At 50.0% G+C, this 26,781-nt stretch carries 27 protein-coding genes; 10 read left to right on the forward strand and 17 right to left on the reverse strand.

Annotated elements, in window-relative coordinates:
- The first annotated feature begins 293 nt into the window (after positions 1-293).
- Positions 294-1,256: an NAD(P)-dependent alcohol dehydrogenase gene (locus B0I18_RS14375; RefSeq protein WP_106523422.1), complete on the forward strand. Its 963-nt coding sequence runs from the start codon at positions 294-296 to the stop codon at positions 1,254-1,256.
- Between the two features lie 85 nt (positions 1,257-1,341).
- Here B0I18_RS14375 and B0I18_RS14380 read toward each other — a convergent pair whose 3' ends face one another.
- The 6 genes from B0I18_RS14380 to B0I18_RS14405 all read right to left on the reverse strand — a co-directional run bounded on the left by B0I18_RS14380 (position 1,342) and on the right by B0I18_RS14405 (position 6,798).
- Complete coding sequence (locus B0I18_RS14380; protein WP_106523423.1) at positions 1,342-1,539, reverse strand: KTSC domain-containing protein; 198 nt, start codon at positions 1,537-1,539, stop codon at positions 1,342-1,344.
- Positions 1,540-1,642: 103 nt separating this feature from the next.
- Positions 1,643-3,121 (reverse strand): M56 family metallopeptidase, encoded by a 1,479-nt coding sequence (locus tag B0I18_RS14385; RefSeq protein WP_106523424.1) that lies wholly within the window; start codon positions 3,119-3,121, stop codon positions 1,643-1,645.
- Between the two features lie 12 nt (positions 3,122-3,133).
- Positions 3,134-3,496, reverse strand: a complete 363-nt coding sequence (locus tag B0I18_RS14390) for a BlaI/MecI/CopY family transcriptional regulator (RefSeq protein WP_106523425.1) — start codon at positions 3,494-3,496, stop codon at positions 3,134-3,136.
- A gap of 181 nt (positions 3,497-3,677) precedes the next feature.
- The gene (locus B0I18_RS14395) at positions 3,678-4,790 is read right to left on the reverse strand and encodes a serine hydrolase domain-containing protein (protein WP_106523426.1); all 1,113 of its coding nucleotides are present in this window, start codon (positions 4,788-4,790) and stop codon (positions 3,678-3,680) included.
- A 205-nt stretch (positions 4,791-4,995) separates the two neighbouring features.
- Positions 4,996-5,844, reverse strand: coding sequence for an SDR family oxidoreductase (locus tag B0I18_RS14400; protein ID WP_106523427.1), 849 nt, complete (start codon positions 5,842-5,844; stop codon positions 4,996-4,998).
- 33 nt (positions 5,845-5,877) lie between these two features.
- Positions 5,878-6,798: a helix-turn-helix domain-containing protein gene (locus tag B0I18_RS14405; protein ID WP_106523598.1), complete on the reverse strand. Its 921-nt coding sequence runs from the start codon at positions 6,796-6,798 to the stop codon at positions 5,878-5,880.
- Positions 6,799-7,162: 364 nt separating this feature from the next.
- Here B0I18_RS14405 and B0I18_RS14410 point away from each other — a divergent pair, with 364 nt between their 5' ends.
- Positions 7,163-8,071: a DMT family transporter gene (locus tag B0I18_RS14410; protein WP_106523428.1), complete on the forward strand. Its 909-nt coding sequence runs from the start codon at positions 7,163-7,165 to the stop codon at positions 8,069-8,071.
- Between the two features lie 130 nt (positions 8,072-8,201).
- On the opposite strand, the gene B0I18_RS14415 is transcribed toward B0I18_RS14410, so the two are convergent.
- The 5 genes from B0I18_RS14415 to B0I18_RS14440 all read right to left on the reverse strand — a co-directional run bounded on the left by B0I18_RS14415 (position 8,202) and on the right by B0I18_RS14440 (position 11,167).
- Complete coding sequence (locus B0I18_RS14415; RefSeq protein WP_106523429.1) at positions 8,202-8,462, reverse strand: hypothetical protein; 261 nt, start codon at positions 8,460-8,462, stop codon at positions 8,202-8,204.
- Positions 8,463-8,632: 170 nt separating this feature from the next.
- On the reverse strand, positions 8,633-9,076 hold the full coding sequence (locus B0I18_RS14420; protein ID WP_106523430.1) for a hypothetical protein: 444 nt from the start codon (positions 9,074-9,076) through the stop codon (positions 8,633-8,635).
- 190 nt (positions 9,077-9,266) lie between these two features.
- Complete coding sequence (locus B0I18_RS14425; RefSeq protein WP_106523431.1) at positions 9,267-9,617, reverse strand: cation transporter; 351 nt, start codon at positions 9,615-9,617, stop codon at positions 9,267-9,269.
- 42 nt (positions 9,618-9,659) lie between these two features.
- Positions 9,660-10,184, reverse strand: coding sequence for a TlpA family protein disulfide reductase (locus B0I18_RS14430; protein ID WP_106523432.1), 525 nt, complete (start codon positions 10,182-10,184; stop codon positions 9,660-9,662).
- A 431-nt stretch (positions 10,185-10,615) separates the two neighbouring features.
- Entirely contained in the window at positions 10,616-11,167 is a 552-nt protein-coding gene (locus B0I18_RS14440; RefSeq protein WP_106523434.1) for a toxin-antitoxin system YwqK family antitoxin, read from the reverse strand.
- Positions 11,168-11,812: 645 nt separating this feature from the next.
- Here B0I18_RS14440 and B0I18_RS14445 point away from each other — a divergent pair.
- From B0I18_RS14445 to B0I18_RS14460, 4 genes are all read left to right on the forward strand, one after another.
- Positions 11,813-14,710 (forward strand): sensor histidine kinase, encoded by a 2,898-nt coding sequence (locus tag B0I18_RS14445; RefSeq protein WP_181358477.1) that lies wholly within the window; start codon positions 11,813-11,815, stop codon positions 14,708-14,710.
- Positions 14,685-15,452: a LytR/AlgR family response regulator transcription factor gene (locus tag B0I18_RS14450; protein ID WP_106523436.1), complete on the forward strand. Its 768-nt coding sequence runs from the start codon at positions 14,685-14,687 to the stop codon at positions 15,450-15,452. The genes B0I18_RS14445 and B0I18_RS14450 overlap by 26 nt, the downstream gene beginning before the upstream one ends.
- 184 nt (positions 15,453-15,636) lie before the next feature.
- The gene (locus B0I18_RS14455) at positions 15,637-16,218 is read left to right on the forward strand and encodes a TetR/AcrR family transcriptional regulator (RefSeq protein WP_106523437.1); all 582 of its coding nucleotides are present in this window, start codon (positions 15,637-15,639) and stop codon (positions 16,216-16,218) included.
- A gap of 43 nt (positions 16,219-16,261) precedes the next feature.
- Positions 16,262-17,053, forward strand: coding sequence for an SDR family NAD(P)-dependent oxidoreductase (locus tag B0I18_RS14460; protein WP_106523438.1), 792 nt, complete (start codon positions 16,262-16,264; stop codon positions 17,051-17,053).
- 153 nt (positions 17,054-17,206) lie between these two features.
- On the opposite strand, the gene B0I18_RS14465 is transcribed toward B0I18_RS14460, so the two are convergent.
- Complete coding sequence (locus B0I18_RS14465) at positions 17,207-18,646, reverse strand: MFS transporter (RefSeq protein ID WP_106523439.1); 1,440 nt, start codon at positions 18,644-18,646, stop codon at positions 17,207-17,209.
- Between the two features lie 298 nt (positions 18,647-18,944).
- Between B0I18_RS14465 and B0I18_RS14470 the strand changes: the two genes are divergently transcribed.
- Both B0I18_RS14470 and B0I18_RS14475 read left to right on the forward strand, forming a co-directional pair.
- Positions 18,945-19,574: a helix-turn-helix transcriptional regulator gene (locus B0I18_RS14470; RefSeq protein WP_106523440.1), complete on the forward strand. Its 630-nt coding sequence runs from the start codon at positions 18,945-18,947 to the stop codon at positions 19,572-19,574.
- A 5-nt stretch (positions 19,575-19,579) separates the two neighbouring features.
- Entirely contained in the window at positions 19,580-20,035 is a 456-nt protein-coding gene (locus B0I18_RS14475) for a lysozyme inhibitor LprI family protein (protein ID WP_106523441.1), read from the forward strand.
- 101 nt (positions 20,036-20,136) lie between these two features.
- Here B0I18_RS14475 and B0I18_RS14480 read toward each other — a convergent pair whose 3' ends face one another.
- Both B0I18_RS14480 and B0I18_RS14485 read right to left on the reverse strand, forming a co-directional pair.
- Positions 20,137-20,580, reverse strand: coding sequence for a DUF1801 domain-containing protein (locus B0I18_RS14480; RefSeq protein ID WP_106523442.1), 444 nt, complete (start codon positions 20,578-20,580; stop codon positions 20,137-20,139).
- Between the two features lie 104 nt (positions 20,581-20,684).
- Positions 20,685-21,086 carry a DUF6980 family protein gene (locus B0I18_RS14485; RefSeq protein WP_146146747.1) on the reverse strand — a complete coding sequence of 134 codons (402 nt, stop codon included), beginning with the start codon at positions 21,084-21,086 and terminating at the stop codon, positions 20,685-20,687.
- A gap of 655 nt (positions 21,087-21,741) precedes the next feature.
- Here B0I18_RS14485 and B0I18_RS14495 point away from each other — a divergent pair.
- Both B0I18_RS14495 and B0I18_RS14500 read left to right on the forward strand, forming a co-directional pair.
- Positions 21,742-22,191 (forward strand): hypothetical protein, encoded by a 450-nt coding sequence (locus B0I18_RS14495; RefSeq protein WP_106523445.1) that lies wholly within the window; start codon positions 21,742-21,744, stop codon positions 22,189-22,191.
- Between the two features lie 112 nt (positions 22,192-22,303).
- Positions 22,304-22,750 carry a hypothetical protein gene (locus tag B0I18_RS14500; protein WP_106523446.1) on the forward strand — a complete coding sequence of 149 codons (447 nt, stop codon included), beginning with the start codon at positions 22,304-22,306 and terminating at the stop codon, positions 22,748-22,750.
- A gap of 112 nt (positions 22,751-22,862) precedes the next feature.
- Here the strand turns inward: B0I18_RS14500 and B0I18_RS14505 are convergent, their stop codons facing one another.
- The 3 genes from B0I18_RS14505 to B0I18_RS14515 form a co-directional block, all read right to left on the reverse strand.
- Positions 22,863-23,786 carry a helix-turn-helix domain-containing protein gene (locus B0I18_RS14505; protein ID WP_106523447.1) on the reverse strand — a complete coding sequence of 308 codons (924 nt, stop codon included), beginning with the start codon at positions 23,784-23,786 and terminating at the stop codon, positions 22,863-22,865.
- 3 nt (positions 23,787-23,789) lie between these two features.
- Positions 23,790-24,305, reverse strand: a complete 516-nt coding sequence (locus B0I18_RS14510) for a YceI family protein (RefSeq protein WP_106523448.1) — start codon at positions 24,303-24,305, stop codon at positions 23,790-23,792.
- Between the two features lie 170 nt (positions 24,306-24,475).
- Positions 24,476-26,329: an amidohydrolase gene (locus B0I18_RS14515; protein ID WP_106523449.1), complete on the reverse strand. Its 1,854-nt coding sequence runs from the start codon at positions 26,327-26,329 to the stop codon at positions 24,476-24,478.
- Positions 26,330-26,781 lie beyond the last annotated feature (452 nt).

Below are 26,781 nucleotides of genomic sequence, written 5' to 3' on the forward strand. Positions count from 1 at the left end.
TTGTTTTGTTTTTTCTAAATCAAATTTATCAAAGTTTCCCGACCGTTGTATGCCGGGGAAGATAGAGTAATTTTAGCCGGAAATAGAGTAATTCGATAGGCAACCCGGGTAATACACCTGCAAAACCTTACCCATAAAGGATTACAGGGCATCTGTAATGGTACCTGAAACAAGGCGGGAAGGGTACGGTTGCGGGTAGCAGGCTAAAAGTTTAAACAGGCTTAGCATAGACACCGCAGAATTTCCACTAATTTCGAATGCCCTTTTTTAGCGGGCCCCTACCTATGAACAACATGAAAGCTATCGTTTACCGCAAATACGGTCCGCCCGACGTGGCCCGACTCAGTACCCTGCCCCGGCCTGTACCCCGCGACAACCAGGTGCTGATCCGGGTAAAAGCAACCACGGTAAATCGCACCGACTCCGGCTTCCGGAGTGCCGAGTACTTTGTATCGCGCTTCTGGAGCGGCCTGATCAGGCCCAAATACCCGGTACTGGGTTGTGAGTTTGCCGGCGAGGTTATAGCCACCGGCAGTAAAGTAAAACAGTTTAAGGCCGGCGACCGGGTTTTCGGATACAATGATAAAAGTTTCGGCGGCCATGCCGAGTATATTGCCGTAGACGAGACCAGTGCCCTGGCCTTAGTGCCGGCCAGCCTGGATTATGATACCGCAGCGCCGTTAACCGAAGGTGCGCACTACGCCCTTAACAATATACGCGCCGCTAAAGTAAGTCCCGGACAACAGGTACTGGTTTATGGTGCAACCGGGGCCATTGGCACGGCGGCGGTACAGCTGCTCAAACACTTCGGTGCACGCGTTACCGCGGTGTGTAATACTAAAAATGTAGCGCTGGTGGAGCAATTAGGGGCTGATGTTGTGATCGACTACCTGCGCGAGGACTTTACCCAGACCGGCGAGCAGTATCATTTTATTTTTGATGCCGTAGGCAAAAGCTCCTTTACAGCATGCAGGCCTTTGCTTACCCCGCAGGGTATTTATATTTCAACGGAATTGGGAAAACGAGGCGCCAATATCTTCTATGCCCTTACCACTGCACGTTCCAAAGGACAAAGGGTACTGTTCCCGATCCCGGTCATCGACCAGCAGGATGTACTCCTGTTACAAGAACTGGCGAAACAGGGCGCCTTTACGCCTGTGATAGACCGCTATTATAACCTGGAAGAGATCGTGGAAGCTTACCGTTATGTAGAGACGGGACAGAAAACAGGGAATGTGGTGATTAAGGTAGCCTAGCAGGGAATGGTTATTTGCTTTACAGCAAACGGCGCTGCTGATGCATGCTGCCGTATACGGCAAAAAAGGCAGTAGGATACCGCCTTTAATGCACTGGTTCAAATTCGTACTGGTTCCGGATATACCGGTTAAAGTAGCGGCCTTTGCTCTGCGCCTGCTTTAAACCTTCGTAGATCCAACCCGGAACATCCAGGTAGTTATAGTAACGGCCGGATACGAAGAGGAGGGTCAGGATACGGGTATCCCGGTCATAGGTAAATCGTTGGATGACGGATGAAGGCATGGACGTGTCATACAGGAGCCTTTACGCAAGGAAGCCCTGCAGTTATAACCTGTGATTACCGATATTGTTTTATATGCCCGGGCTTTATTTCTAAAAGATACGGCTATCTTTTCCTGGCTTTGAAAGCCCGGGGCTCATCATGAAACACCAGTTGGCTGCCAGTAAGGAGGAATGCCGGTACTGCTTTACCCTGCAACATCGCCGGCATCCATTCGGGACTCTCATTTACGATCTTATCGATCACCGGGGTATATATGCGATCCTCCAGGTCCATACGGGAATAATAACCAGGAGCCGACGCTGCAGGCTGGCCGCCCACGCGGTCGATCGGATTGCGTGTACTGTAAGTGACCGTCACATCATAATATACGATTTTACCTTCGGCATTGACCACCATATTTACCAGGTCGATACGCAACAGACTATCGGGAACGGAGCCCAGTTGTTCCAGTAGTTTCGCTTTCAGGTACTCATGAACACTCTGGTTCTTGTATCGGAATTGCGGTACAATAGCTGTAGGTATACCTGTAAAACTGCTCTCGGGATAAACTTCCGCCCCGTTCAGTGCAATGATCTGCGGATCCGGTATCGCCCAGATCTTTTGCACCTCTTTGGTAACGGCATCCTGCACCAGGATGGTGTCGACAACGTCCATTCTCCATTTAAGTATATTGCCCCGGTAAGTGGTGGCATCACCAGTGCGGACCCTATTACCGGAGTCATTGGTACGTGCCATCAGCAATGTACAGCCCATCAGGGCGGGTACCAGGGCCAGGTATTTCCAGGTACTCTTTTTTCCTGCTTGTGTAAGCATAGCGATTCTGTTTTTTATGGGTGAATAATGAAAAGAGTGAGCAATAGGATGCGGGGCTTTTAACAGGGTTTGCTGCAGCAGGAAATGGCCATAGCTATAAGGGTCGTCGCTTGCGGCGTAGTGATCGGCTTCGTACTCATGCTGTAGTTTAAGCAGGTGCCGGATACGCCATACCAGGGGATGAAACCAGAACACCACCAGGAAACACTGCAGGATCAGCACGTCCAGCCAGTGCCGGCTTTGATTGTGGGTATCTTCATGTTTCAGGATAAACCTGATCTCCGTATCGGAGTAGACTTCCGGCCTGCCAATGAAGATCCAGCCAAAGAAAGAAAAAGGCGCATGACTCCTGCCGGTATTGAATATCCTGTGCCCTTCATATACCTGGTAACTCCCGTAGACCGCCTTTCGAAAGATCAGCACGACATCGTAAAGGCAAAGCAACAATACCACCAGCGCACCGGTATAATAAAGCCCTTTCAACCAGGCGCCCAAACCCGGCTGTTCTGTATCCATGACCTGTGCTACCGGTCTGGCTTCGAGTTGTTGCAGTGGCTGGGTTATCCGCGACAAGGTAACTATGCCGGTATCAGCCGGCGCAGCTTCGGGTAAGGTAAGCGGCAAGGCCGGCAGCACCACACCCAACACAAGGGTAAGCAACAGGTAAAGCCTGTTGAGCCTGTAATAAGGAGACCGGCGGTAAAGCAGCTCAAAACAAGCCAGCAGCAGGCTCCATACAATCGTAACTTTAAGGAGATAGATCCACATAAGAACCGGGGTTTATTTTTTTAAGGATTCGAGTTGCTTCATGAGTTGCGCCAGCTCTTTAAGATTGAGCTCGTTCTTTTCTACCAGGAAGGACACCAGTTGCTTTGGAGAACCGTCGAAATAGTTCTCTATCCAACCTTTCAGGCCGCTTTTGGTATAGTCCTCTTTGGGGATCAATGGAAAATATTCATGCGTCTTGCCATAAGCCTTGTGGCCAACAAAACCTTTCTTCTCCAGGATGCGCACCACCGACGATACGGTACTGTGGGGTATATCCGGGTCGCCAAGGGCTTGTATAATGTCGCGTACCAGGCACCGTTCCTGCTCCCATATCACCTGCATAACCTGTTCTTCAACTTTTGTAAGTGCTACCATAACGTAATCTTATTTTTTATAACGTAAAACTACGTTATAAATTTGAACAATACGCCACGTGCGGTAATATTTTTTTTGCTACGGGGATATAACCGGGTAAAGCGACCCGGTATCAACAAAAAAAAAGGAGCGCAACCCGCATTCCCGGATTACGCCCTTTCAACAGTAAATGGCAGCATCGTTATTGTTCTGCGTGGCCCAACTGGTCTACAATTTCCTTAGTCAGCTCGAGGGCCAGCGGCCGATGACGGGCCTCCAGCGCGGCAACAACTACCGTTGCGTTCAGCCCGGGAATATAAATGGCATCCGTGCCCAGTCCGCCACCATGGTTATAGGCCGTAAAGCCCGACACCTTTATCTTACGGATGCCAAGGCAATAATTGATGTTCAGATCCGGCGGCACATCGGTATACATCCGGGCCAGCAAGCGCGGGTCGGTAATTACCCGGCCCGTAAACAGGTACCGGAAATACATCGCCATATCGGTTATGGTAGCCACCATACCCCCACCGCCATACAGATCCCAGGACGGATCCAGGTCGTAGGTATCCCAGGCAAACTCGTCCCAGTACTGGTGAGCACGCGGGGCAACACCTGCTGGTGCGCGCTCCAGTTTGGCAAACCAGGTGGCATTCAGTTTAAGTTTATCATAGTTCAGCAACCGGCGCATGGCCTGGTAAAAAGGTTTCCGGGTACAATGTTCTATCACTTCGGTAAGCAACAGGTAATTAATATCGGCATAACGGAAAGTATCGCCCGGCGCGGCAAGCGGCTTACCCATACCCGCAGCCCTGGCCACCTGTTCGTCGCGGGTCCAGGCATGTTGTTTATGGCTGCCGATAAATTTAAAATAACCTTCGTCTACATAATCACGGATGCCGGAAGTATGCGCAAGCAAATGCTTCGGGGTTATGATCGCCAGGTCGTAACCCGCAGCCGATAAACTCTTCCGGGTTTTCGTACCCAACAGGGGGCCTACCGGGCGATCGATATCCAGGAGGCCCTGCTCCTGCAAGCGCAGTATAGCTGCCGCTACGTAAGGTTTGGTATTACTCGCGATCAGCACCGGCCGGTCGGCGGTGAGCTTTTGTTTGGTTTTCCGGTCGGCATAGCCCACGGCATAACTCCAGGATAGTTGCTGATCCGGCGCTTCTACATGAACGAGGAACCCGGTCGCATCAGGGTGGGCAGCATACACCGAATCGATAAAGTGTTGCAGGCGGTCGCGGGAAAATTGCGCCTGTGCCGGCACTGCCGACAGGCAAAACAACAGGAAGTACAAACACGTTCGCATAGAGAAAGACAGATAAACTTGAGTAATAGTGCCTGCAGTCCTTTGCAGGCAGCGACTAAGTCCATAAACGGATGACAAAACTAAGGGTTAAATACCAGATGCCCTGCGCCGCACCAATGCCGGGTACGGACATACATTGATGCTGCAGGGCGCAGGCCGGTTGACCTGCTCCCTGCAACAACTTACTGCTTTAACCTTATCTTTTTTATGCCTTATGATCAAAAGCGCCGGGCATAAACAGTTTCCGGGTATAATCGACGTACTCCTGGTCGGCCTTACCGCCATTACGCAATTGCAGCATCGGTTCGATATCGGGACCCGCTACATAACGCAGCTGCTGCGTACCGTCTGTCGCCGCAGTATAGATTACCTGCGCCACATCAGCGGCAGAGAAGAGATTGTCGCCACCGGCAAAGGATTGGAAAAAGGTAGTCATTGATTCGGAGAAAGCCTGGTAATCCTCCAGGCTGGCATCGGCGGCAAATTCCCCGCCGGCCCGGTCATAAAAGGGAGTAGCGATATAACCCGGTTCTACGATCTTCACTTGTATCTGCTGCGACGCCAGCTCGAAAGCCAGGGACTCTGAAAAGCCTTCTACCGCGAACTTAGAGGCGCTATAGACTGACAACAAAGGAGTAGTAACACGGCCGGCCCCGGAGGATACATTGACAACCGTACCCGATTTATGCGCCCGGAAATGCGGCAATATAGCCCTTGTAACATGCATCAGCCCGAATACATTGGTATCGAATTGCGCCTGGATCTTGCCGGGGGTAATGGCTTCGAACAAGCCCTGCTGTCCATACCCGGCATTGTTGACCAGTACATCGATCCGGCCAAACCGGCCGATACCGGCCTTGATTGCTGCCTCCGCCGCTGCCGGATCTGTTACGTCCAGCGCGGTTACCAGTATATTGTCCTGGCCGGCAAGCGTGGTTTCTTTTTCAGGGCTGCGCATGGTTGCGATCACATTCCAGCCCTGTGCTGCAAAATAAAGGGACGCAGCTTTCCCTATACCGGAGGAAGCCCCGGTAATCATTACTGTTTTTTTCATGTTTAAGTTTTTAATATTGCGGCATAAAAGCCATTAACCCGGATCGCGGAATGCCTTAGGCGACATCCCCGTTTTATTCCGGAAGAGTTTGTTGAAGGATTGTGGGTATTCGAAACCCAGCTCGTAGGCGATTATGCCTATGGGTTTATTACTTTGTACCAGCTTTTCTTTCGCCAGTGCTATCACGTGTTGGTGGATATGTTGCTGTGCCGTCATACCGGTAAGATGCCGGAGCAGGTCGCTTAGGTACTGGGCCGATACGAACAGTTTTTCGGCGAAGTAGGAAACGGCCGGAAGCCCTTTGTGCAGGCCTTCTTCCGCCTGGTAATAACCCTGCAGCAAGGCTTCGAAACGGCTGAGCAGATCGTTGTTTGCCTTGCGCCGGGTCAGGAATTGCCGGTTATAAAACCGGTTGCAATAACTCAGCAGCAGGTCGATATGCGATACGATCACATCCTGGCTAAAGGTATCTATATTGCCTCGGTACTCCTCCCGGATACCTGCCCATATCTTTTCGATCACCTGTTGCTCCTGCGCCGAAAGATGCAATGCCTCCTGCATCGCATAAGCAAAGAATCCATAGGTTTTGATCTTATCGAACAAGGGGTACGGCCGCACCAGGTCGGGATGAAAGATAAGCCACTCGCCCGTTGCGTCCTGGTTAGCCGACACTTCGGTAGCCGTTACCTGGCCCGGAGCGTAGAAACTGAGCACGCCGGCATCATGGTCATAATACGTTTGGCCGTATTTTACCTTGCCTTCAAAATTTTTCTTAATACAGATCGAATAGAAATGATACACTGCCGGCCGCGCATTGAGCGCCGTAAACGACTCCGCCCTGATCAGCCCGTTTACACTGACCAGCGGATGCTCCGGTTCCGGCAGTCCCAACAACTTATGAAGCTGGGGTATAGAATGGATTTCCTGTACCGTTTCGTTGGATCGTTTGTTCATAGCCTGTTTTTGATCATAAAAGGCGAAGCCTCTGATAAAGTTACTGCGTTTACCGTGTTGCATACGGGCTTTATTGCCTGTATTTCCCTGTTGCAAAGGTCGCATGACAGGAATGGCCGGGTGGTGCCAAAACAAATAATTTTGTATCCAAAATAAAGCAACCGGATTTAAGGTTTATATTTGCCATCCGAGTATACAAATCATGAACAGAACAAGCTGTCTCCCCCCTCCTGCCCCTTAATAGTCTGGTACTTACCTGGCTTAAACCTGATTGCCGCTACCGGCAACCGTTATAGCCTGCCTGTTATTTTCTTTATCTTACTATTAAAAATATACCTGCCGCAACAGCGGGGAATCATGCTTTATGAAAAAAACATACCTGGCACTGCACCTTGCAGTGCTGCTAGCCGGTTTTACCGGTATATTCGGCAAACTCATTACACTTAACGAAGGGCTGCTCACGGGGTACCGCGTGCTTTTTTCGGCCATATGGCTGCTGCTGATCCGGAAATGCTTTACCAAAAGCATACCCATAACCGGCCGGGACAGATTACGGATCGCAGCTTCGGGCATGCTGCTCACCCTGCACTGGGTCTTCTTTTACGGCAGTATCAAATATGCGAATGTGTCGGTAGGTGTTGTCTGCTACAGTCTCACCAGCTTTTTTACCGCGGTCTTTACGCCATTGGTCTACCGGAAAAAACCGGTGCTTTCGGAGCTCCTGCTGAGTGGTATTACGCTATCGGGCATCGCGCTTATTTTCCATTTCGACACCGCTTACCAAATGGGTATCGTACTGGGCATTATCTCTTCGGCATTCGCCGCATTGTATACCCTCTGCAACGAACAACTGGTCAGAAAGCACGACAGCATATCGATCAATTATTACCAGATGACCGGCGGTACACTAGGCCTGGCCCTGCTTATGCCGGTTTACCTGTATTATTTCCCGGTACCGGCACTCTTGCCCGGTATTAGCGACACCATTTACCTGTTGTTGCTATCGCTGTTTTGCACCGTAGCGCTTTATATGCTTTTCGCAGAATCGCTGAAACGCATACCGGCATTTACCGTCAACCTGAGTTTCAACCTCGAGCCGGTATATGCTATTGTAATTGCTTTTCTATTTTTTAAGGAGGGCAAGGAACTCAATGCCTCTTTTTATGCGGGCTTGTTCCTGGTGGGCGCTTCAGTGGCTTTACAGACGTTGCTTTCGTTGCATAAAAAGAAAAAGAATGCCCTGTTGCAGGAACCCGGGGCGGTTGCCGGTTAAATAAAAACTGCGACCTGTGTTTTACAACCAGGGCGTTTATCGAATAGCCGTTAATAGCTGATGCTTTTAACGGCTATTCTTCTTCCGGGAAAAAGGCAAGCGGAGGAAAACAGCACAGGCATTTGCCGTATCAGGACTTGCCTGCGGCATCCCGTGCCTTCAGTTCCTTGTTCACCGCGTTCATCTGGATCAATGCCGGCAACAAGGTAAGCGGCAGGATAATCATAGGAAAAAAGGTCGTAGCACGCGCTTTATTAAGGAGCAGGAAAATAGACACACCGATCATCAGCAGCCATAAAACAGCAAATGCGATCAGGACGCTCTTCAAAAGGTTGCGGCGTTTCAACAGATCTTCAGTGCTTAAAGCGGACAGGTTGTTCTTTTCTTTCATAGTCGTTAAGTACGCCCGGGGCCACAAGCCCCGGAACTGCAGCGAAGTTAGGTTATAGCGCAGGCATTAACAATACCCGGTAAGGCATCCGCTATAAAGGCAATATGGCATGACCGCTTGATCATGCCATACCCAATTCGGCCTGGTACATCTTATATATGCCGTTGCTACTAAGGCAGCAACACAATAATAGCATCGTTGTTACTTCCTCCGGGGTTCCATTGCACGGAATAGAATCCTGGTGTGCTTTGATTGGTCGGGTAACCCATATGATTGCCAACCCTGCCTACGGCGCCGTTGTTGGAGGGCAAACCAGCGCCAGTGCAAAAGCCTTTCATGCCGACAAACATACCGGTAGACAATGCAGGCAACCCGGGGCCGCTTGGCGAAGGCAGAGCCGTAGGATCGGCAAAGCCAACCGTAGTCGTACCGGCGGGCGCCACTACATATTGCTCGTAATAGGTGGAATAAGAGGAGGGCCAGGTATTACTTCCGATCAGGTAACCTTCATAATTATAACCGCTGAAGTTGTAAAAAGTAATGCTGCCGGCCTGCGCGCGGTGGGCGGTACCTGCCAGTACAAAAAAGACAAGCAGTGCTAAAACGTTTCTCATAGGAAAATTGTGTTTGGATGAAACACAAAATTGCAAACACCCGGGGGTATTTATTGCCCCCCGCTTCATTTTTCCCCAGATGGAAACTGTTATCCTAACCGGGAGTATAATAACAAGACAGGGACACATGCCCGGAATCCTACTCCGGCGTGCCCCTGTCTTTATTCCTGGCCATGGTCAGGCATTCGTATTATTCTGCTCCGCGGCAGCAGGCATCCAGTTTGGCCAGCGCTTCAGCAGGCGCTTTTACCTCGTCGGCATCATAACCCGAAGCTGCAATCGTGTTTTTGATTGTTTCCAGCGTGATCTTTTCGGAGTGGTATACCACCTTGATGGTCTTATGCTGATCATCTACATCTACGCGTTTAATGCCCTTCTGGTCATACAGGCTCTTTTCCAGCCTAGCGCCGCAGCTCGGACACATTTTGCAATGATCGCAGTTGATAGTTGTTTTTATCGCTACCGTTTTGATCTTATCGCCGGCCCATAAGGCTGGTCCCGCAAAGGCCAGCATACCGGCGATCATTAGTGCTTTTCTCATCGTGTATATACTATTGCTTTTTTTGTCAATAAAAAATGGTGTTTACTCTACAGGTTCTCCCTTGCTGGTCTTCTGTACAATGCCATAGATCACGTCTTCATCGCCGGGGGTATAACCGCCCTTCGACCATACGACCGCGCCTTCGCCATTCAGTACAAATACATAAGGACAGAACGGAACATTCATGGCCCGTTTAAAATCCTGGTTGGGATCCAGGTATACATCGAAGCCCCAGCCCCGGCTGGTACTCAGCGGTTTTACACGCGAGGAGCTGCGGTTATCGTCGATAGAAACGGCCAGTATCCGTACTCCTGTTTCCGTTTTCCATCGGGGATACAATTTGGCTACGTTGTTAAACTCCGTAATGCTGGGCTGGCAGCTTACCTCCCAGACAAAAAGAATGATGGGCTTCCCATCGTTTGTTATTTTGGACAGGTCTGTCGTTTTACCGTCGAGCTGTTTTACGTTTACCGCGGGCAGGGTACGTTGTGCGTACGTCATACCGGGGCAACCTGCCAGCAGGACAGCCACAGACAACAGCCCGGTTAACCGGCGTATTGTCATCATATTATTTTTTAGTATAAGAAATTACAATTTCCCCCTGGAGTCGGTCAGTCGGCAGGTGGCCTGGGAGGTTGCCAGAAGCTGTAGGGCATATCGTGTGTAGGACTTACCGGCAGTATACCCGGATATTTGATGGCAGCAGCCGGGATTGCCGGCACGCTCAGCCCAGGAAAGAACGGTACCAGCACTGCAGTGAAACAACAGGAACATTGCTGGAAAGGATTGCAGACGCCTTCACAGGAAGACTTTCCGTCCGCATGCTCCGGGCCATCATTACAGGCGCCCGATGCGGCACAGCAAATGTCCTCCCCCGGCACTGTGGCACAAACAGGTTGCACAGACAGCGCCATCACTAAAAAAGCGAGGAAGAAACAAAGCCATTTCACAGGAACGAATATACGTATTTTATGCAGGATTGCTACAAGCCCAGCCGGTTAGTCGCCGCAACCCATAATCCGGGATACTTCGGCTTTACCGGTCGTTGCAGCCAGGCGCGCGGCCAGTTTCATCAATTGAGCAACTTCGGTATCCGGCGCTCCCTTACTTTGTATTTTCCAGATCAGTTTACCCTCGTCAAAATAATAACGGTTCTGGTATTTTACTTCAACCGGGTTGGCAGCGCCTCCATAGGCGTTGTTCTGGTATACAAAGAAGAGTTTGCCATCCCTGAAATAAAACTCTTCCTTCCATTCGCCGTGATCCTCACCACCCTCGCTGTAAATCTTGACCAGCTGAGCGTTTTTATAAAAATAAGTCACGGTACCCTCCATATAAGCGGGTTGGCAACTATCGGGACTGCTCCAGCGAACGGCTTTCCGGGTAAGGGTCGATTTATTGATCTGCTCGTATTCAGCCCGGATCTTCCGGATCTGTGCATCGGGCGCTGCAGCTGGATCGGATTGGGCATGCGCTCCCGGCAGTGCAGCCAGGAATAAGAAGCCGTATAACAGGAAAGTCCTGCAACGGCGAAGGGATAGCATTTTCATAGGCGGTTTTATGCCTGCAAAAATAATAAAGTGCGCCCGATGCTATTGCACCGGTATATCTTTCGGCGCCAAAAGTTCCATTATTTAATTTATCTATAACAAGGGCTACCTCAAAAAAACATTGCCACCCGGGAGGCCACGCCCGGGCAGCAATGTTTCAATGATCATGGTTATCGCTCTTCATGGCGCCACGCGCAGACGGGGTGGCAGGATTACAGGGGGCAGATCAAAGCCGGGTGCCATCCTATAGAACCAACAGGCGTACCGGACAGGCTTGCGCCTGATTCCGGGGCTTTTAACCGGGCTGCAATTTGCGGACTTTTGCCACGCGGGCAAAAAGGAAACGAGCAACTGCCCCCGATCAGCACACAATTGCAGCAGTGTACCTATTATCTGCACAACATAAACCATTGCAAATGCGGGAGGTATTAAAGCGCAGGCCCTGCGTAACCTGCTTTTTTTCAATAAAAAATCAGAATGAGCAATTGCAGCCTTACAGGAGCAAACGTTAGCCCGTATTGAGCAACTGCACAACTGGCAGCGAGGACAAGGTCCCGCAAAACCTCATCCTCGTTCTTTTGTTTATCTTGCCTCCATTATCGTTTTATGATACCATATACCCGGTTGTTTCTTTTATGGTTAAGCATGTTATTGTGCAGTACGCAGCAGGTTGCAGCAACATGGCAACCGCTTGCCCGGCACATAACCATGCAGGACGGGCTGCCGAGTAACGTGGTGTATGACGTATACGAGGACAGCAAAGGATTTATTTGGTTCTGCACCGACCAGGGTGTAAGCCGTTACGATGGCAGCGTTTTCCACAACTATTCTATTAAAGATGGGGTACCGGACATTATGGTATTCCGGATCAGGGAAGACCAGCAACAACGCCTGTGGCTGATCTGTTATAATCAAAAGGCCTGTTACCTGCTACATGGTAAAGTATACAATAGTACCAACGACGAGCTTTGCCGCCGGGTAGAGGCGGAGGATATAGCCTATGATGAAATGTTTACCGACCGGAACGGTAACAGTTGTCTTGCCGGAAAGAAAATAGGCATATTGAGTGCCAAACCACCCTATGTGCATATCATGCGTGGCATTACCCAGCCGAAAAATCCCTTACGGCATTTCCGGGATCAGCATGGGGAAGATCATATCACCGTTGCAGCTGGTGTATACAATATTAATACCCGCGCCTACTTCCCGCTTTATATTTCAGAAGGATATATCGGTATTTCCTTTTATGACGGACGTTCTGTTTTCACCACCGGTGTAGGAGCGCCGGATAAACCCCAGATGCTGGACCAATGGCAATTGGAATCAGGGCGGTACAAGATAGTAAAGCAGCACCCTATACCCGCCCGTGTCTATGAAATCGGCCCGGCGAAGGGTAATAACATTATCCTGAGTACGGCCGGAGGCATGCTGCTTTTCGATCCTTCTTCCGGCAAAGTGATACCGGACACTACCTTCCCCGCGGGCCTGCAGGTCAACCGTATGCGTACAGACCGGGAGGGCAACCGCTGGTTAAGTACCCTTAAAAATGGGGTATACTGTATGTCTGCAGGTGGTGGCAGGATGATAGACCAACGTTCCGGCCTCAACTGGAGCAATATCCTGAGCGTTGGTTTGGGCAAAACCGGTGATATTTTTGCCGGTGATGACGCCGGCCATGTATACCGTATCCGGCAGGACAAAGTACAAACCTACACCCTGCATACGCCGCATGGCAACAACCGGGTACTCTTTATAAAAGAAAATATAAAAGGCGAACTCCTGGTGGGTAGCGATGTCGGCCTATACCGTATCGATCCTGATAATAAGGTTCACTTCTTAACAGTCGACGCCTATAAAGCCGGCGCAGCATCAGGAAATCTTTTCTATGCCGGCTCTGCCGCCACGCTGACCATATACGACAGGAACACCGGGAAGCTGATTAGAAATTATGGGCACCGCACAACCGCGGTAGCCGTCGATCAGCAAGGCATATTATGGACTGGCGGCATCAAGGAAGTGCATTATTATAAAGACGGTAAACGCATGCCCTATACCGGGGACAGCCTGCTGACCGATTGCTTTATTTCCAACATTACACCCGCACCGGGTGGCGGTGTGCTTATCGGCAGCAATACCCTGGGCCTGTTTATCGTGAAAGACCCTCGGCTCCCGGCCCGGCGCCTGAACACAGACAACGGCCTGTCCAGTAATAATTGCAAAAAGGTTTTCATTGCCAGGGACGGTTATATCTGGATAGCTTCCGATGCTGGAATCGACCGGCTGCAACTCTTCCCGGACGACAACTTCCGGATAAAGCGGTTCTCCCTGCCCCAGGGGATAGCAGGTAACCGGATCAATGACATGGTAGAAAACGACGGGCGCTTATTTGTCGCAACCGGCCAGGGTATACTGGTGCTGAACAGCAGGGATACCCAGCAATATCAACCGCCCCGCTTATATATCGAGACCGTAAATGGTAATGCCCTCACCGGGCAGCCGCTCCGGTTTGCCTACAAAGACCGGAACCTCCAGGTTACCTATGCAGGCCTGAGTTATAACGGCGGTACGCCGCTCCAGTATAAATATATCCTATCGGGCGGTACCGACGATACCTTATACACCCAAACACAATCCATCGATTTTACGGCATTAAGCTCCGGCGCCTACGAACTGCTGTTGTGGTGCCGCAGCCCGGGCAGCCCATGGACGGCCCAACCCGTGCGGCTGGCGTTTACGATACAGCCGCCGTTCTGGCGCCACCCGTTGGTTATCGTGCTGGCCCTTTTGCTTGCCGCATCGGTACTGGCCCTGCTGTTCCGGCTCAGGATACGGAAGGTAAAAAAACGGGTAGCGCAGCAGGCCCGCAATCAGCAACAACTGGCCGAGCTCGAGATGAATGCCCTGCGCGCGCAGATCAATCCGCACTTCATTTTTAACGCCCTGAATGCGATACAATTTTATTACAGCCAGAACGATGAAATAACGGCCAATCATTACATGACGTCCTTTGCGCATTTCATCCGGCTTACACTCACCTATTCGCAGGCGCATTGGTTGCCCCTAAGCGAAGAAGTCGCTATGTTGCGTACCTATTCGGAACTGGAACAAATCCGGTACCAGCAACTGTTTGCCGTTACCTTCGATATAGGGCCGGGACTTATAGAAGACCGGGTGGCTATACCCGCCATGATGATCCAGCCTTACGTGGAAAATGCGATCAACCATGGCCTGCGGTATCTTAAAAACCGGAAAGGCAGGCTCAACGTATCTTTCAGCATTAAAGACAATACCCTGTGCTGTATCGTGGACGATAACGGCATAGGCCGTAAACAGGCTGCAACCTATAAACAGGCCCAGCATACTTCGATGGGTATGAAGATTACCCATCAGCGCATAGAGGCCATTAACCGTATGTATGGTATTACGGTGCGGATGGAGATTACAGATAACCCTGATACCCCCGAAGGCCCCGGTGGCACAAGGGTATCCTTATATATACCATTAAAATTAACAGACCATGATCTTAAGCATCCTGATCGTTGACGATGAAGAAGGAAGCAGGAAAACCCTGCGCCATTTCCTGGAACGTTACTGCACCGACGTACAGGTCGTAGCTGAAGCCGACTCTGTGGCTACTGCGGTACTGGAAATAGAACAACATAAACCTATGCTCGTATTCCTGGACATTAATATGCCCCAGGAAAATGGTTTTGCCCTTTTCAACAAGATACCCAAGCCTTCGTTTCAAACCATATTCGTTACCGCATACGACAGTTATGCGCTGCAGGCTATCAGGCAACAGGCCATCGATTATATCCTGAAACCGCTAAACGTTAAAAGCCTGACAGAAGCCGTAGAACGTGCACGCCAGTACTGTACGCAACAGCAGCTGGCAGAGCGCGTGGGCGACCTGCTGGTCAGCCTGCAACCCGGTCCGGCGCCTAAAATAAAAATAGACCTGCCAACGACCAACGGCTTTATTTATGTATCGGTTGCCGAGATCATCCGTTGCGAAGCCCTGGACAACTATACCTCGTTTCACTTTACCGATCGTAAGCCGGTAGTGGTATGCCGTACACTGGGTCATTATGAAACTGTTTTAAAAGACTTTGGCTTTATCCGGGTGCACCATCAGCACCTCATTAATCCCGATCATTTGCTGCAATACCAACACGGCCGGGGCGGCACCCTGCTGATGAGCGACCAGGCGGAAGTAAGCGTATCGCAACGGAAGCGCGAAGAGTTCCTGAAATCCATCCGGATTAAAACCGCGCAGAAGAAATAAAGACGCTATAACCCTTGCTGATCGTCGTGTTCCGGGTGACCGGGACTACCCTTGTATTGTTTTTCCCATAGTTACGGAAAGTCTTTTTCGGGCCGTACCAGCTCCCGGATCATAAAAAATTTTGTCCCGGGGAAAGCCGGAGATCGTTTATTTTCCTATTTTTGTAATGATCATTACAAAATAAATGAAAGGAAGACCCAATATTCATGATGACCAGGAACTGGTCCTTAAAGCACAGGAAGTATTCTGGCAAAGGGGTTACCACGCCACATCGTTGTCTGACCTCAGTACCGCTACCGGGGCGGGCGCCGGTAGTTTATACAACACTTTTAAAGGCGGCAAAAAAGAATTGTTCCGCAAAGCGCTACAGCAACGGAGCGCCGACCTGCTGACCTTTAAACAAAAGCTGGAACAAAGTGAAAACCAGGTTGCGCCGATTAAGCAATTCTTCCTGGATATCGCTGATGCCGATCCGATAACCCACCAGAAAGGCTGTATCGTCGTCAATACTCTTACCGAAATGACGTGTGTGGATGAAGACCTGAAACAGGAAGCCGCAGAGATTTTAACCGAAACGGAAAAGCTCTATAAACAGGCTATTGCCCATGCGCAAAAGCACGGCTATATCGCTTCAAAAACCCCGGCAGATACCCTTGCCAAATACCTGGTTACCTTTTGGTGCGGCCTTAACGCGCTGCGCCGGATCTATCCCGACAAGAAAGTCCTTAAAAGACAGATAGCCCTGCAGCTGCAGGTACTGGATTAACCGTCCGGTAATTTTATCGATATACCTCTTTACAAATACAATAATGGATTTACAACTAAAAGGAAAAAAGGCATTCATCAGCGGTGCTACACAGGGCATCGGGTTTGCCATTGCCTCACAACTATTAGAGGAGGGCGCTGCCGTTATTATTAACGGCAGCAACCCGGATAAAGCGCGTAAAGCCCTGGATCAGCTACTACAGGCTTTTCCCGGTGCAGCTGTAACTGCAATCGTCGCCGATCTGTCCGACCGGGAAGCGGTCGAAAAAATGTTGCCCCAACTGGAAGACATCGATATCCTGATCAACAATGCCGGCATTTTCGGCATAGGCGATTTCTTTGAAACAGCAGACGAAGATTGGTACCGGTACTTTGAGATCAACCTGATGAGCGCTATGCGCCTGTCCCGGCACCTGCTTCCCGGCATGATCGGTAAAGGTTGGGGAAGAATTATTTTTATCAGCAGTGAATCGGGCGTTAATGTACCGGGCAATATGATTCCCTATGGCATGACCAAAGCCGCCATGAGCGCACTCAGCAACGGGTTATCCAAGCTGACCCGGGGCACTGCCGTTACCGTCAATACCGTATTAGGCGGTCCTACCTACTCGGAGGGCGTAGCCAAGGCGGTAACAGAGATAGCCCGTGCCCAACAGATGGACATCGCACAAGTGAAAGACATGATCCTGCAACAATCCAATCCGCATATACTGCTGCAGCGGTTTATAGATCCCGGCGAGATCGCCAACCTGGTAACCTACCTTGCCAGCCCGCGTTCTGTCGCCACCAATGGATCCAGCCTGCGGGCCGACAGCGGTGTTTTGAAAGTAATATAAACACCAGGACCCGGACCAATACCCCTGTAGTTGCAGCCGCTTCCCGGAAGAGAAGCGGCTGTTGTGTGTGATCATGGGCGCCGGGCATATGGAACAAGAGTATATAGTGGCATCTTTTATTTACCGGGAAAAAGAAAATGTATAGATGATCATTTATTTACGGGCGCCCCGGAACATATTATCCCGGAAATTTTTATGCAGCAACAGCAGCAGGAGCACCAGCAACGGACAAATCATAAAAAAGCCGTATAAGGCCACGGATGCGGATTTGGCGCCGGCCAGGCCGCCGGGCAATGTCATACCGTTGTAATTAGCGACCAATCCACCAAAGGCTGCACCCAGGGTCATGGTAATCAACTGTACAATCGTGATCGATGCGGAAGTTCTTTCCTCTTCGCCTGCCGGCGCAGAAGAAAGGATACGCACGGAAAGGTGCGGCCAGACCAGCCCAAGGCCGGTACCGATGGCAAGCAAGGCCAGGCCGAGCAGGATCATTTCGAATACGGTAGCCTGTTCGTGCGCCACCAGCATAAGCCCGTACAGACCAGCCATAAGCAGTATAGCCGCTATTACGGTAAGCTTACCCAGGTGCCGTACCGGTATGCCCGCAGAGCCCATGGAAGAGAGGCTCCAACCCAGGGCGATCAGTACCGCAAGGTACCCCGACTGTAACGGCGAGTAGCCATAAATGACCTGTAAAAAATAAGGGATAAATATTTCGACGGCCGCGACCAGCGAAAACAGGATCATGACCAGGTACGAGGAACCCAGCAACGTACGCAGGTTGTAAGCCCCGGTGGGCAATAGTTTTATACCCTTACGGTTTTCTGCCATCACCAGGGCCGCCAGGAAGAGTACGGCCAGCCCGGTAAAGAACAGGTTGATGGTAAGTCCCTCATAAATACTGCCGATAGAAACCATCAGCACCACCAATACCAGCAATACTAATTTAAACCAGGAAACGGGGAGGCTCTTACCCTCTGTATGTTTTTGAGGCAGGCTATACCGGGCAAGCACCAGCAAACCGGCCGCAAGTACCAGGATACTTACAAAGCCGAGGCGCCAACTGCCATGTTCCGCAAAAATACCACCGATAAAGGGCCCAACAAAGGCGCCTGCGCCCCACATAGCAGATATAAGGGCCATAACCCTTGCCCAGAGCCGTTCTTCGAAAATAATGCGGATCATCGCATAAGACAAGGCAAAGAGCAAACCGCCACCAAGGCCCTGGATAAGCCTGCCCATAAGCAACACCTCCATTACCGGTGCGGCAGCACATACAGCGGACCCGGCCATAAACAACAACAAGCCAGCCTGGTAAGCCTTACCCGGCCCCGCAGCCGCAAACAGCTTTGCGGAATATACCGCACCGACAATCGAAGCAATTTCAAACAGGGAGGTATTCCAGGAGTAAAACCGGAGGCCGCCGATCTCTTTTACAATCGTGGGTAAAACCGTAGCGGTAATATAAATATTCGATACGTTCAGCAATACCGCAACGGCGAGTACAATAACCTTGTATTTATTAACGCCGGCAAACAAAGCGCCCCAACCGGCGGTGGTAACCTTATCAGACGATGTATTTATGCTCATAGCTATTCATTTTTGTGTAGATAGAGGAATCAAGCTTAACCCTTGTAAATGCGGTATCGATGACCGGCAGCTTTACTCCGGGTATCCTGCACGCAAAAGTAGCCGCTAAAAAATATTAAACCAAATAAACACTTTGTATATTTGATAAATAAAAGCGCGAACAGCAGCTTACCGGTGCCACCCAACCGGCGCAAAGTCCCCTGTAGTGCGGCACCGGCTATGCCGGAGCCAGGAGCATAGATATATTTTATGCCCGGTTAGTGAAAAATATATTGTGCTTACTAAATTTGAGGTCGAGATGAATACTTCCATTATAGCCAACGACAGGGCAATCCGTATTTTGAAAAACAAGGGCGCCCTACCCCTCACGCAACTGGCCCGCGAACTGGGCCTTACGAATGAGGGTGCGCGGTTTAACCTGATCAAACTTGCCAAAGAGGGGCTGGTATCCGCATCGGCCGTGGTTACCGGGCGCGGCCGCCCCAAACAGGTATGGGCATTGACCGGGGCGGGTCATGCCCTCTTCCCCGACGCACATGCTGAGGTAGCGGTAAAACTTATTGAACAAGTGAAAACTTTATTTGGTGAAGAAGGTATCAGGGCCGTTATCAGCGCCTCCGCCCAGGATGCCCGCTTACGCTACCAGGCCGCTCTTGGCGGGCTACAGGACCTGGAAGCCAAAGTAAAGACGCTGGCCGCCTTGCGCGACCAGGAAGGGTATATGGCCCGCTGCGAACAGGCGGAACAGGGCTACCTGCTTATCGAAGATCATTGTCCCATTTGCAGTGCGGCCGCCGCCTGCCAGAACTTTTGCAGCAGCGAGCTCCAGGTATTCCGTGATGTATTACAGGCCGACGTGAGCCGTACAGAACATGTACTGGGCGGCGGAAGACGTTGTGCCTACAAAATTGTACCCTTAAAACAGTAATAACAATGTTTAGGTCTACCGGGAACTTCTGTATACGTGTAGTCTTTATCCTTGTGCTGCAAATAGCGGGCAACCCGGTAACCGGATCTGCCCAAACCCTGCAAACGATCCGCGATATCGAAGCAGTTACACAGCGGCATTTGGACGAGGGTATAAATATGTTAGGTTATACTTCCGGGTTATATATGCAAATGGACAGCCTGCTAAACCTGGTTTATAAACAACTCAAGCAGCAGTTGAGCCCCGCCGGTGCAGCACAGCTTAAACAGGAGCAACGGCAATGGCTCCGGCAAAGAGACCGGCACTTCCAACAATTATACAGCGAGACAGCAAAAGAAAGCGGCACCGAACGGTCCGCATGGGGCGAAATCGAATACCTGGGTATTTACTATGCAGAAGCCGTATTTGTAAAAGAAAGAGTGATCCAACTGATAAAGCGGCGCGATAAGAACAAACGCTAAGCGTACCAAAGCCTTACCGGTAGCCGGTTTTCCACTGCTTACCATTAGCCATAGATCGGCTGCCCTAAGCCTTACCTGCGTACATAACGATCAACACGACCTTAAGCACCTTCCCTTACCTCATCCCCGGCTTCGAAGCCATATTGTATGGCCGCTTCCAGGGTATCCAGGTCGATATTTTTCAATGTCCTGAATTTAATACAATAGCCGGTAATACTCGCTTTACCCAATTGCGCGCCATAAGTCCGGGCTAAATAAGTTTTATCGGCAATACCCATAATATACACCGAGATCCCCGTTGTGTTGGCGCTCAGGCCCACCTGGTAGAATTTCCGGCTCGTGCCATCAGCATATTTTATCGTATAAGAACCATAGCCGATATTCGGGTTAGCCACCACTTTACCTTCGCCGTTTCTGCCATCCAGGAACCATAAGGTACAACCCGGCGACAACCTGCGGATCAAACGGTCCAGCTCCTGCAGTTCCGCTTGTTTGGCCCCCGGCTGGCCGGTAATATAGGCTGCTATCTGTTCTGCTGTATTCATAAATAAGGATTGAAAAGGTATTAAGCTCATGCCGTGGTACGGATACTACCCGTTAATCGACCGGCGTACCAACAAAGGTATTTATATAGCGCGAGCATGTGTAGCTATTCCTCCTCTTTTCGGTATTTTGTATAATAGTCGAATTGTGGCAGGCGCTTGCCACACCAGGGGCAGTAGTCAATCGGTATACAGAATTTTCGCGACGGATGCTGAATACCGAAAGCCCTGAAATCTTCCCAATAGATCACGAACTTTTCAGGGCTTGGCCGCTGGTCCTTGCGTACGGTCTGCGTCAGGTCCTCGAGATGCCAGCAGGCAAGTTCCAGGCAACAGAATTGATCGACATCTACATGCAGATCCTTAAACCGCTGTCTTATATACCAGTTCCGGCACTGGGGCTCCTCGGTAAAGGCCATAGCAAACGCAAACGGGGCCTTGGTGGTGATCTCCGTTATGGGAATCCTCGAGTATAATAAATACTGTTCCATAAAATCTCTCAATTCCATTTTCGGCATGTGGTTATTTGAAACCAGCAGGAAAATAAACAATTTTCCAGGTATTTTTTCCTGGTCGCTTTTCTGCAGTGCATGATGTAGCATGCTGCCGGCGCATGTGCACCCCTGGAAATACCTTAGCAAATACTGAAGCCCCCCAATTCCGCAAGTCCGGATTGCTGAGAACCGTTTTTGCTACACTTATTCGTTTTTTCCTGCACTTATACATTTGTCCTTGTGCCGCAAACCGAAACTTTGTTGTTTTGAGTATAAACAGGCTGCAGCTTGAAACAGGTAACCGGGCCCTGCATTTTTACAAGCACGGAACAACATTCCTGTAAGCTCCGTCCCGCAACAGGCGGAGCCAGTACAACAACCTATTGCCCCTACGGGAACCATCCGACAGCCCCTGAAGCTTTTTATCACCACTAAACAGTAAGGCTACTTACAGCCATTATATCCTATGCAACAAAAGGCATTTGCTGTTTACCTTACCCGCCGGCCTAAGCACCGGTATCCTGTACTACCCCGGGCGGGAGGGTAACGGCAACAGTTACCGGGTCTGTGGTTTTGTGAAAACAGGCCCGCAATTTATCGCCCGGATTACAAAAAAGAATCCGGTCAAAACCAAACCAATCCTCATCTCCGGTTTTAAAACACCAATCTTATGAAAAAACTATTATTAGCTGCTGCCCTAACGATCGCCAGCATAGCAGCAAGAGCACAGGCAAAAGAAATCTATTATTTTAACCACAACCCGACCAATTTAACCCTCTACCTGGAAGATGACCGGAGCTGCGGCACTCTTATACCCGTACCGGGGATCTTCGTTCCACCGGTGCCGCTGGTACCGGGTTATAACTGGATAGCCCTGGGCGCCGGCAGCACTTATCCTGCGTTGAGGAGCTTCGACCCCATGCATGTTTCCATTGTGGGTGTAACCGCCATCTTGTATGGGATCGTATATACGGTAGGAGAACCCGTAAGCAGTGCCTGCGGTACGCCTACGGGCTTTGTTTATGGTATTGGAGGTGGAGGCCCGGGAACACAATACCAGGTATCCTTCAACTACCCTACGTTCTGGGGCCCGGGCATTGTAGACCTGCGCGATTATTAGTACAGGCAGGTATACAGTCCTGCCGTACGTCAATAACCTATGGCATTCCGGACAGCAGGACAATACCTTTAATGATAACAATACCCCTTTGTTTTAACCTTTAATCATTCGCATGATGAAACATATCTTTTTAGTAATCCTGGCCATAACTGCCCTCCATATCCGAAGCAAGGCGCAATCGCTGGAACTGATAAACAACCGGCCCTGTGAGGCTTACTTTATCGTCTATGGCGGTTGTCCTGGCGATCCCTGTTCCTATTCGCTGACCTTTATCATTCCGGCACACGACAAACGTATATTCCCCGTAGTGCCACTTGCTATATTCGGATCGGTCAACCCGGCTATGGCCCCTCCCGTATGTGGTCTTTTTGAATGGCATGGAGCGGATATACAAAATAACGGCCTTGACTGCTGCGACGGTGGCGGGCTGACCGTTGGGGACGGCGCCTGTGCCCTCGGCCCGGCTACAAATTGTGTCACGCCCTTATGCAGCTCCTTTTGTGCCGACTGGATAACCGTTTCCACGCCCCCGGGTTCGGCGCAGGTCATTGCAAACTGATGGCCTATTAATGCCGTTAAAAACGGGAAGAATTTATTCTAAACAGGAAAAGCACCGGCAGGTACCGGTGCTTTTTTGTTGCGCGCAGCATATAGGTGTATGAAGCGGCCCCTCAGCTAAACGATCGCCGAAACGCCACAGGCGAAAAACCCGTCCTGGTCTTAAAAAGCCGACTGAACGATTGTACCTGTTCAAAGCCTAATTCGTAAGCAATTTCGCTGACCGTAAGATTTGTGACAGATAATTTTTCTTTGGCTTTTTCAATTAACTTTTCATGAATGTGTTGCTGCGTATTTTGCCCGGTCAAAACGCGCAGTACACTACCCAGGTATTTAGGCGAAACATTCAAGGCATCTGCAACAAACCGGACGGTTGGCAAGCCTTTGGAAATGATCGCTTCACTATTGAAATAATTGACCAACAGTGCCTCCAGGCGTTCTAAGATCTGATGATTGGATTTTTCCCTTGTCAGGAATTGGCGGTTATAAAACCTGTTCGCATAACTGAGTAAGTTTTCAAGATGTGTTATGATGATTTGCTTACTGAACCGGTCCCTACCGGATTGACATTCCTGCTCGATAAGCGCTAGAATCCCGTTGAGCGTTTTTTCTTCTTTTTCTGACAGGAACAAGCCTTCGTTTACTGAATAATCAAAAAAATCATACTGCCCGATTGTTTTTGCAAGTGTGGTATTCCAGATAAAATCAGGATGGACTAAGAGTGCCCAACCTGACTTTTCAGGTAATTCGTTTTTGTCGTCACAGGCAATACTAAAAACTTGTTTGGGCGCCATAAAGGACAAGATACCTTTATTAAAATCGTAGACCTGCTGTCCGTATCTCGCAGTTGCATTTGAAGAACGCCTGAGCGCTATCCAGTAAAAGTCCAAAGTAAATGTTGTATTTCCGGCAAGCCCTAAGGGCCGGAGTTGTTCAAGATCGATCACGCTAATCAAGGGATGACCGGCTTCAGGAAGCTGTCTTAGTCGATGATAGGCGCCAATTGTCTTAACCGTATGTAATTGTCCACGCAACATACCTTATACTTGTTTCACGACTTGCAGGTTACTCTGCAACATTATTTCGTTGCCTAACCCCGGGTTGTCCGGCCCCAGCCCAAAATCGCGGCGATTGATTTTACCGGTAAGGGTAAAGCCTGCATGCGTATTTCCGAAGCGATCTTCAGCCCTGCCGCCAAATTCCACATCCAATACAATGGCTTTGCTGATGTCTTTAATGATAAAATTACCATATAATTTATAGTTGCCGTCATCAATTTTGTCCATTTTCAAACCTTCAAAGATAATTTCCGGGTAGTTTACCATATCGAAAAAATCAGCAGTTTTCAGATGTTCGTCACGTTGTTCGTTATTGGTGTCGATTGCATTTACTGCTGCAACAAATTTAATTTTTGCACCCGTAAAATCGTTACCTGTTGTCTCCATAGTAATGCTGAATTTTCGAAAAAAACCGGTAACGTTTGAAATCAGCAGGTGTTTAATTTTAAATTGAACTTCACTGTGCGCAGGATCTGATATCCATTTTGTAGTTGCCATATCTTAGTTTTTTGATCCTGCAAATATCAGCACAACCCCCACCACAGGTTTAGCCGGAATGCGCTTTGTTTTAACTGAAATGCCCGCTGGCTTAATCCTCCTGCTCAAAAAAAATACCACCCCGCCAGGAGTGGTATTTTTGATTTTCATAAGCCCGGTTCCCTGCGGAACTATTTATTGATGTATACCGGTGTGCCGTCCACCCAGGTCTCGAGTACCGGGATATGGCGCATATATTTATACGGGTTCTTTACTTTAAGCGGATCTTCTGCAAGGATCACGAAATCTGCGAAGTTGCCCGCCACCAGCGAACCGGTCCATTGTTCTGCATTGCACTGCCAGGCCGCATCGTAGGTAATGGCGGTTAATGCCTGCTCTGCCGTGATGCACTCTACTTCGTTCAATACATGCTCTCCCGGTATCGCTTCTGTGATGCGTGTGATCGATTGCTCCATCATTCTCAGCGGTCCCAGCGGACTTACCTGGTGGTCGCTGTGTAAAGTAATGCGCATACCTTGTTCCAGCGCTGATTTGCAGAGGTCGAGCATATTGGATTTATCCTGGAAGATGGCCTGCTCGAAGGCGTAGCCCCAGTAGCCGACATGACCGATCAGGAAACTTGGAGAGACACCCAGCTTTTTCATCACGACCAGCTGATCCTGCGTAAGCAGGGAACAATGCTCGATACGATGCCGGAGACCCTGTTCCTGCTGCTTCGGTATATTGTTTGCATACACATCGATGGCAAACTGAACAGCACGGTTACCATTGGCATGGATCATCAGGGGCCAGCCTTTGCCGGCGATCACCGTTTCTACCAGGTTGTTATAATCGGAAGGCGGTGTTTTGGGCCGGGTATCCGGCGCACCGAAATTAAATATACCGTAGTTCTCCTTCGGTTTACATAAATAAGGTTCCGATTGGTAGCCGGTCAGCCCCTGGTTGGAACCGTCCGATACGATTTTGACATTGCCGATATATACATCTTCATACTTTTCATGTTTCTTGTACGGCTTCAGGGAGTCCACTGATTTGGCATCGCAGATCTCTGCAGCGCCGATCCGAACAACCCGGTTGTGTATTTCAAGATAAGCTTCCAGCAGGGCTTTCATGCCACCGGTCATACCGGCGTCATACAAGAACGTTACCCCTCTTTCATTCGCCGTTTTCAGGAATGCTTTGATATGTTCGAAAGACTGTAAGGCCATATCCTTAACCTGTTGCGTAGGGATCGTCTTGATGGCTGGATCCATGCCCGGCGCTTCCTGTAAACGGCCATGCGTTTTTTCGAGGTATTCGATCAGTTTGGGATAATCAGGGTTGGCCGATACCCCATTGCTGGTGTTATGGTATATTTTTTCCAGCGCAGGTGTATTGGCGTACAGGGTATGCATCGAAGCCGCCAGTATCAGTACCGGTACCTCTACGGTAATTTTATCGAGCAATATGGCATTTATGGTGACCAGGTTTTTATTATCGTCGATTAGGGGCATTAAAGCCGGGTCCAGCCCATAACCGAGCAACCACTCGCCTTTTTTAACAGAGGGTACCTGGTCGCGGATAAGCTTGGTGATCATTTCAACGCTGTACCCTTTCCTTAATTCCTGTCCGTCGAACCCGCCAAGATCCAGCCAGCCCATCAGTAAGGCCGTAGGTACGATGTGTACGTGGGGCTCGATAAGGCCCGGCAGTAAGGTTTCGCCGTCTTTTAATACGCGCTGCCGGAAGCCGGGATGATGTTGCTCCATATAATTTTTAACCTTATCCTCGTCGCCCGCGACGGCAACCTGGCCATCGGCAATACCGATAGCCGCTACAGTATCGACCTTGCCCTCGATCATCGGGCGTATCGTGCCCCCGCTGAACATCAGGGTTTGTGCGGCTGCTTTTGTCTGTTCCATCCTTTCGGAAGGCAGGGTGGCAAGGGTTGCTTCGCCAAAGAGTTCCTCTTTTAATGCCGCCAGTATGGGGTTGTTGCAGGCGCATTGTGTGCAGGAATGGTGGTGTACGTGTGGTTGTTCCATCTATTTACAGGTTTTGGTTATGATATGGAATAGTGTACCCGCGGGAGTTCCGCAACGGGGGTATAAACCAGGCTAGCGGCCTCCTGGTGTGGTATGTACCCTTTAGAACAACGAAAGTAGTGCACGGGCACCACTGGTTTTCCGGTGAAACCGCCTGTTTATGTAAACCCGTGTATATACCCTGCCGCGGGAGGAAATAACCTGTAAGCCTTATGCAGGCCGCATCAGTGACATGGAATAGCTTCGCAGGCAAAGCTTTGTTACTCAGGGCGCGGGGTGTGTATAAAACAAAGCATTAGTACGCATGCGACAGGCTGGTTTACAAAAGTGGTTAGAGCAAGGCGTCCTCTAAAATTAAACGGTCCGGGTGGAAGTTCTTTTTTGCATACCTTGTAACAGCCACCCGGTTAAAGAAATGCACAGTATGGAATGCACATATTAGAGCGTTTAAG

Origin of the sequence: Taibaiella chishuiensis (assembly GCF_003014535.1) — a bacterium.
In the GTDB taxonomy this organism is placed as follows: Bacteria; Bacteroidota; Bacteroidia; order Chitinophagales; family Chitinophagaceae; genus Taibaiella; species Taibaiella chishuiensis.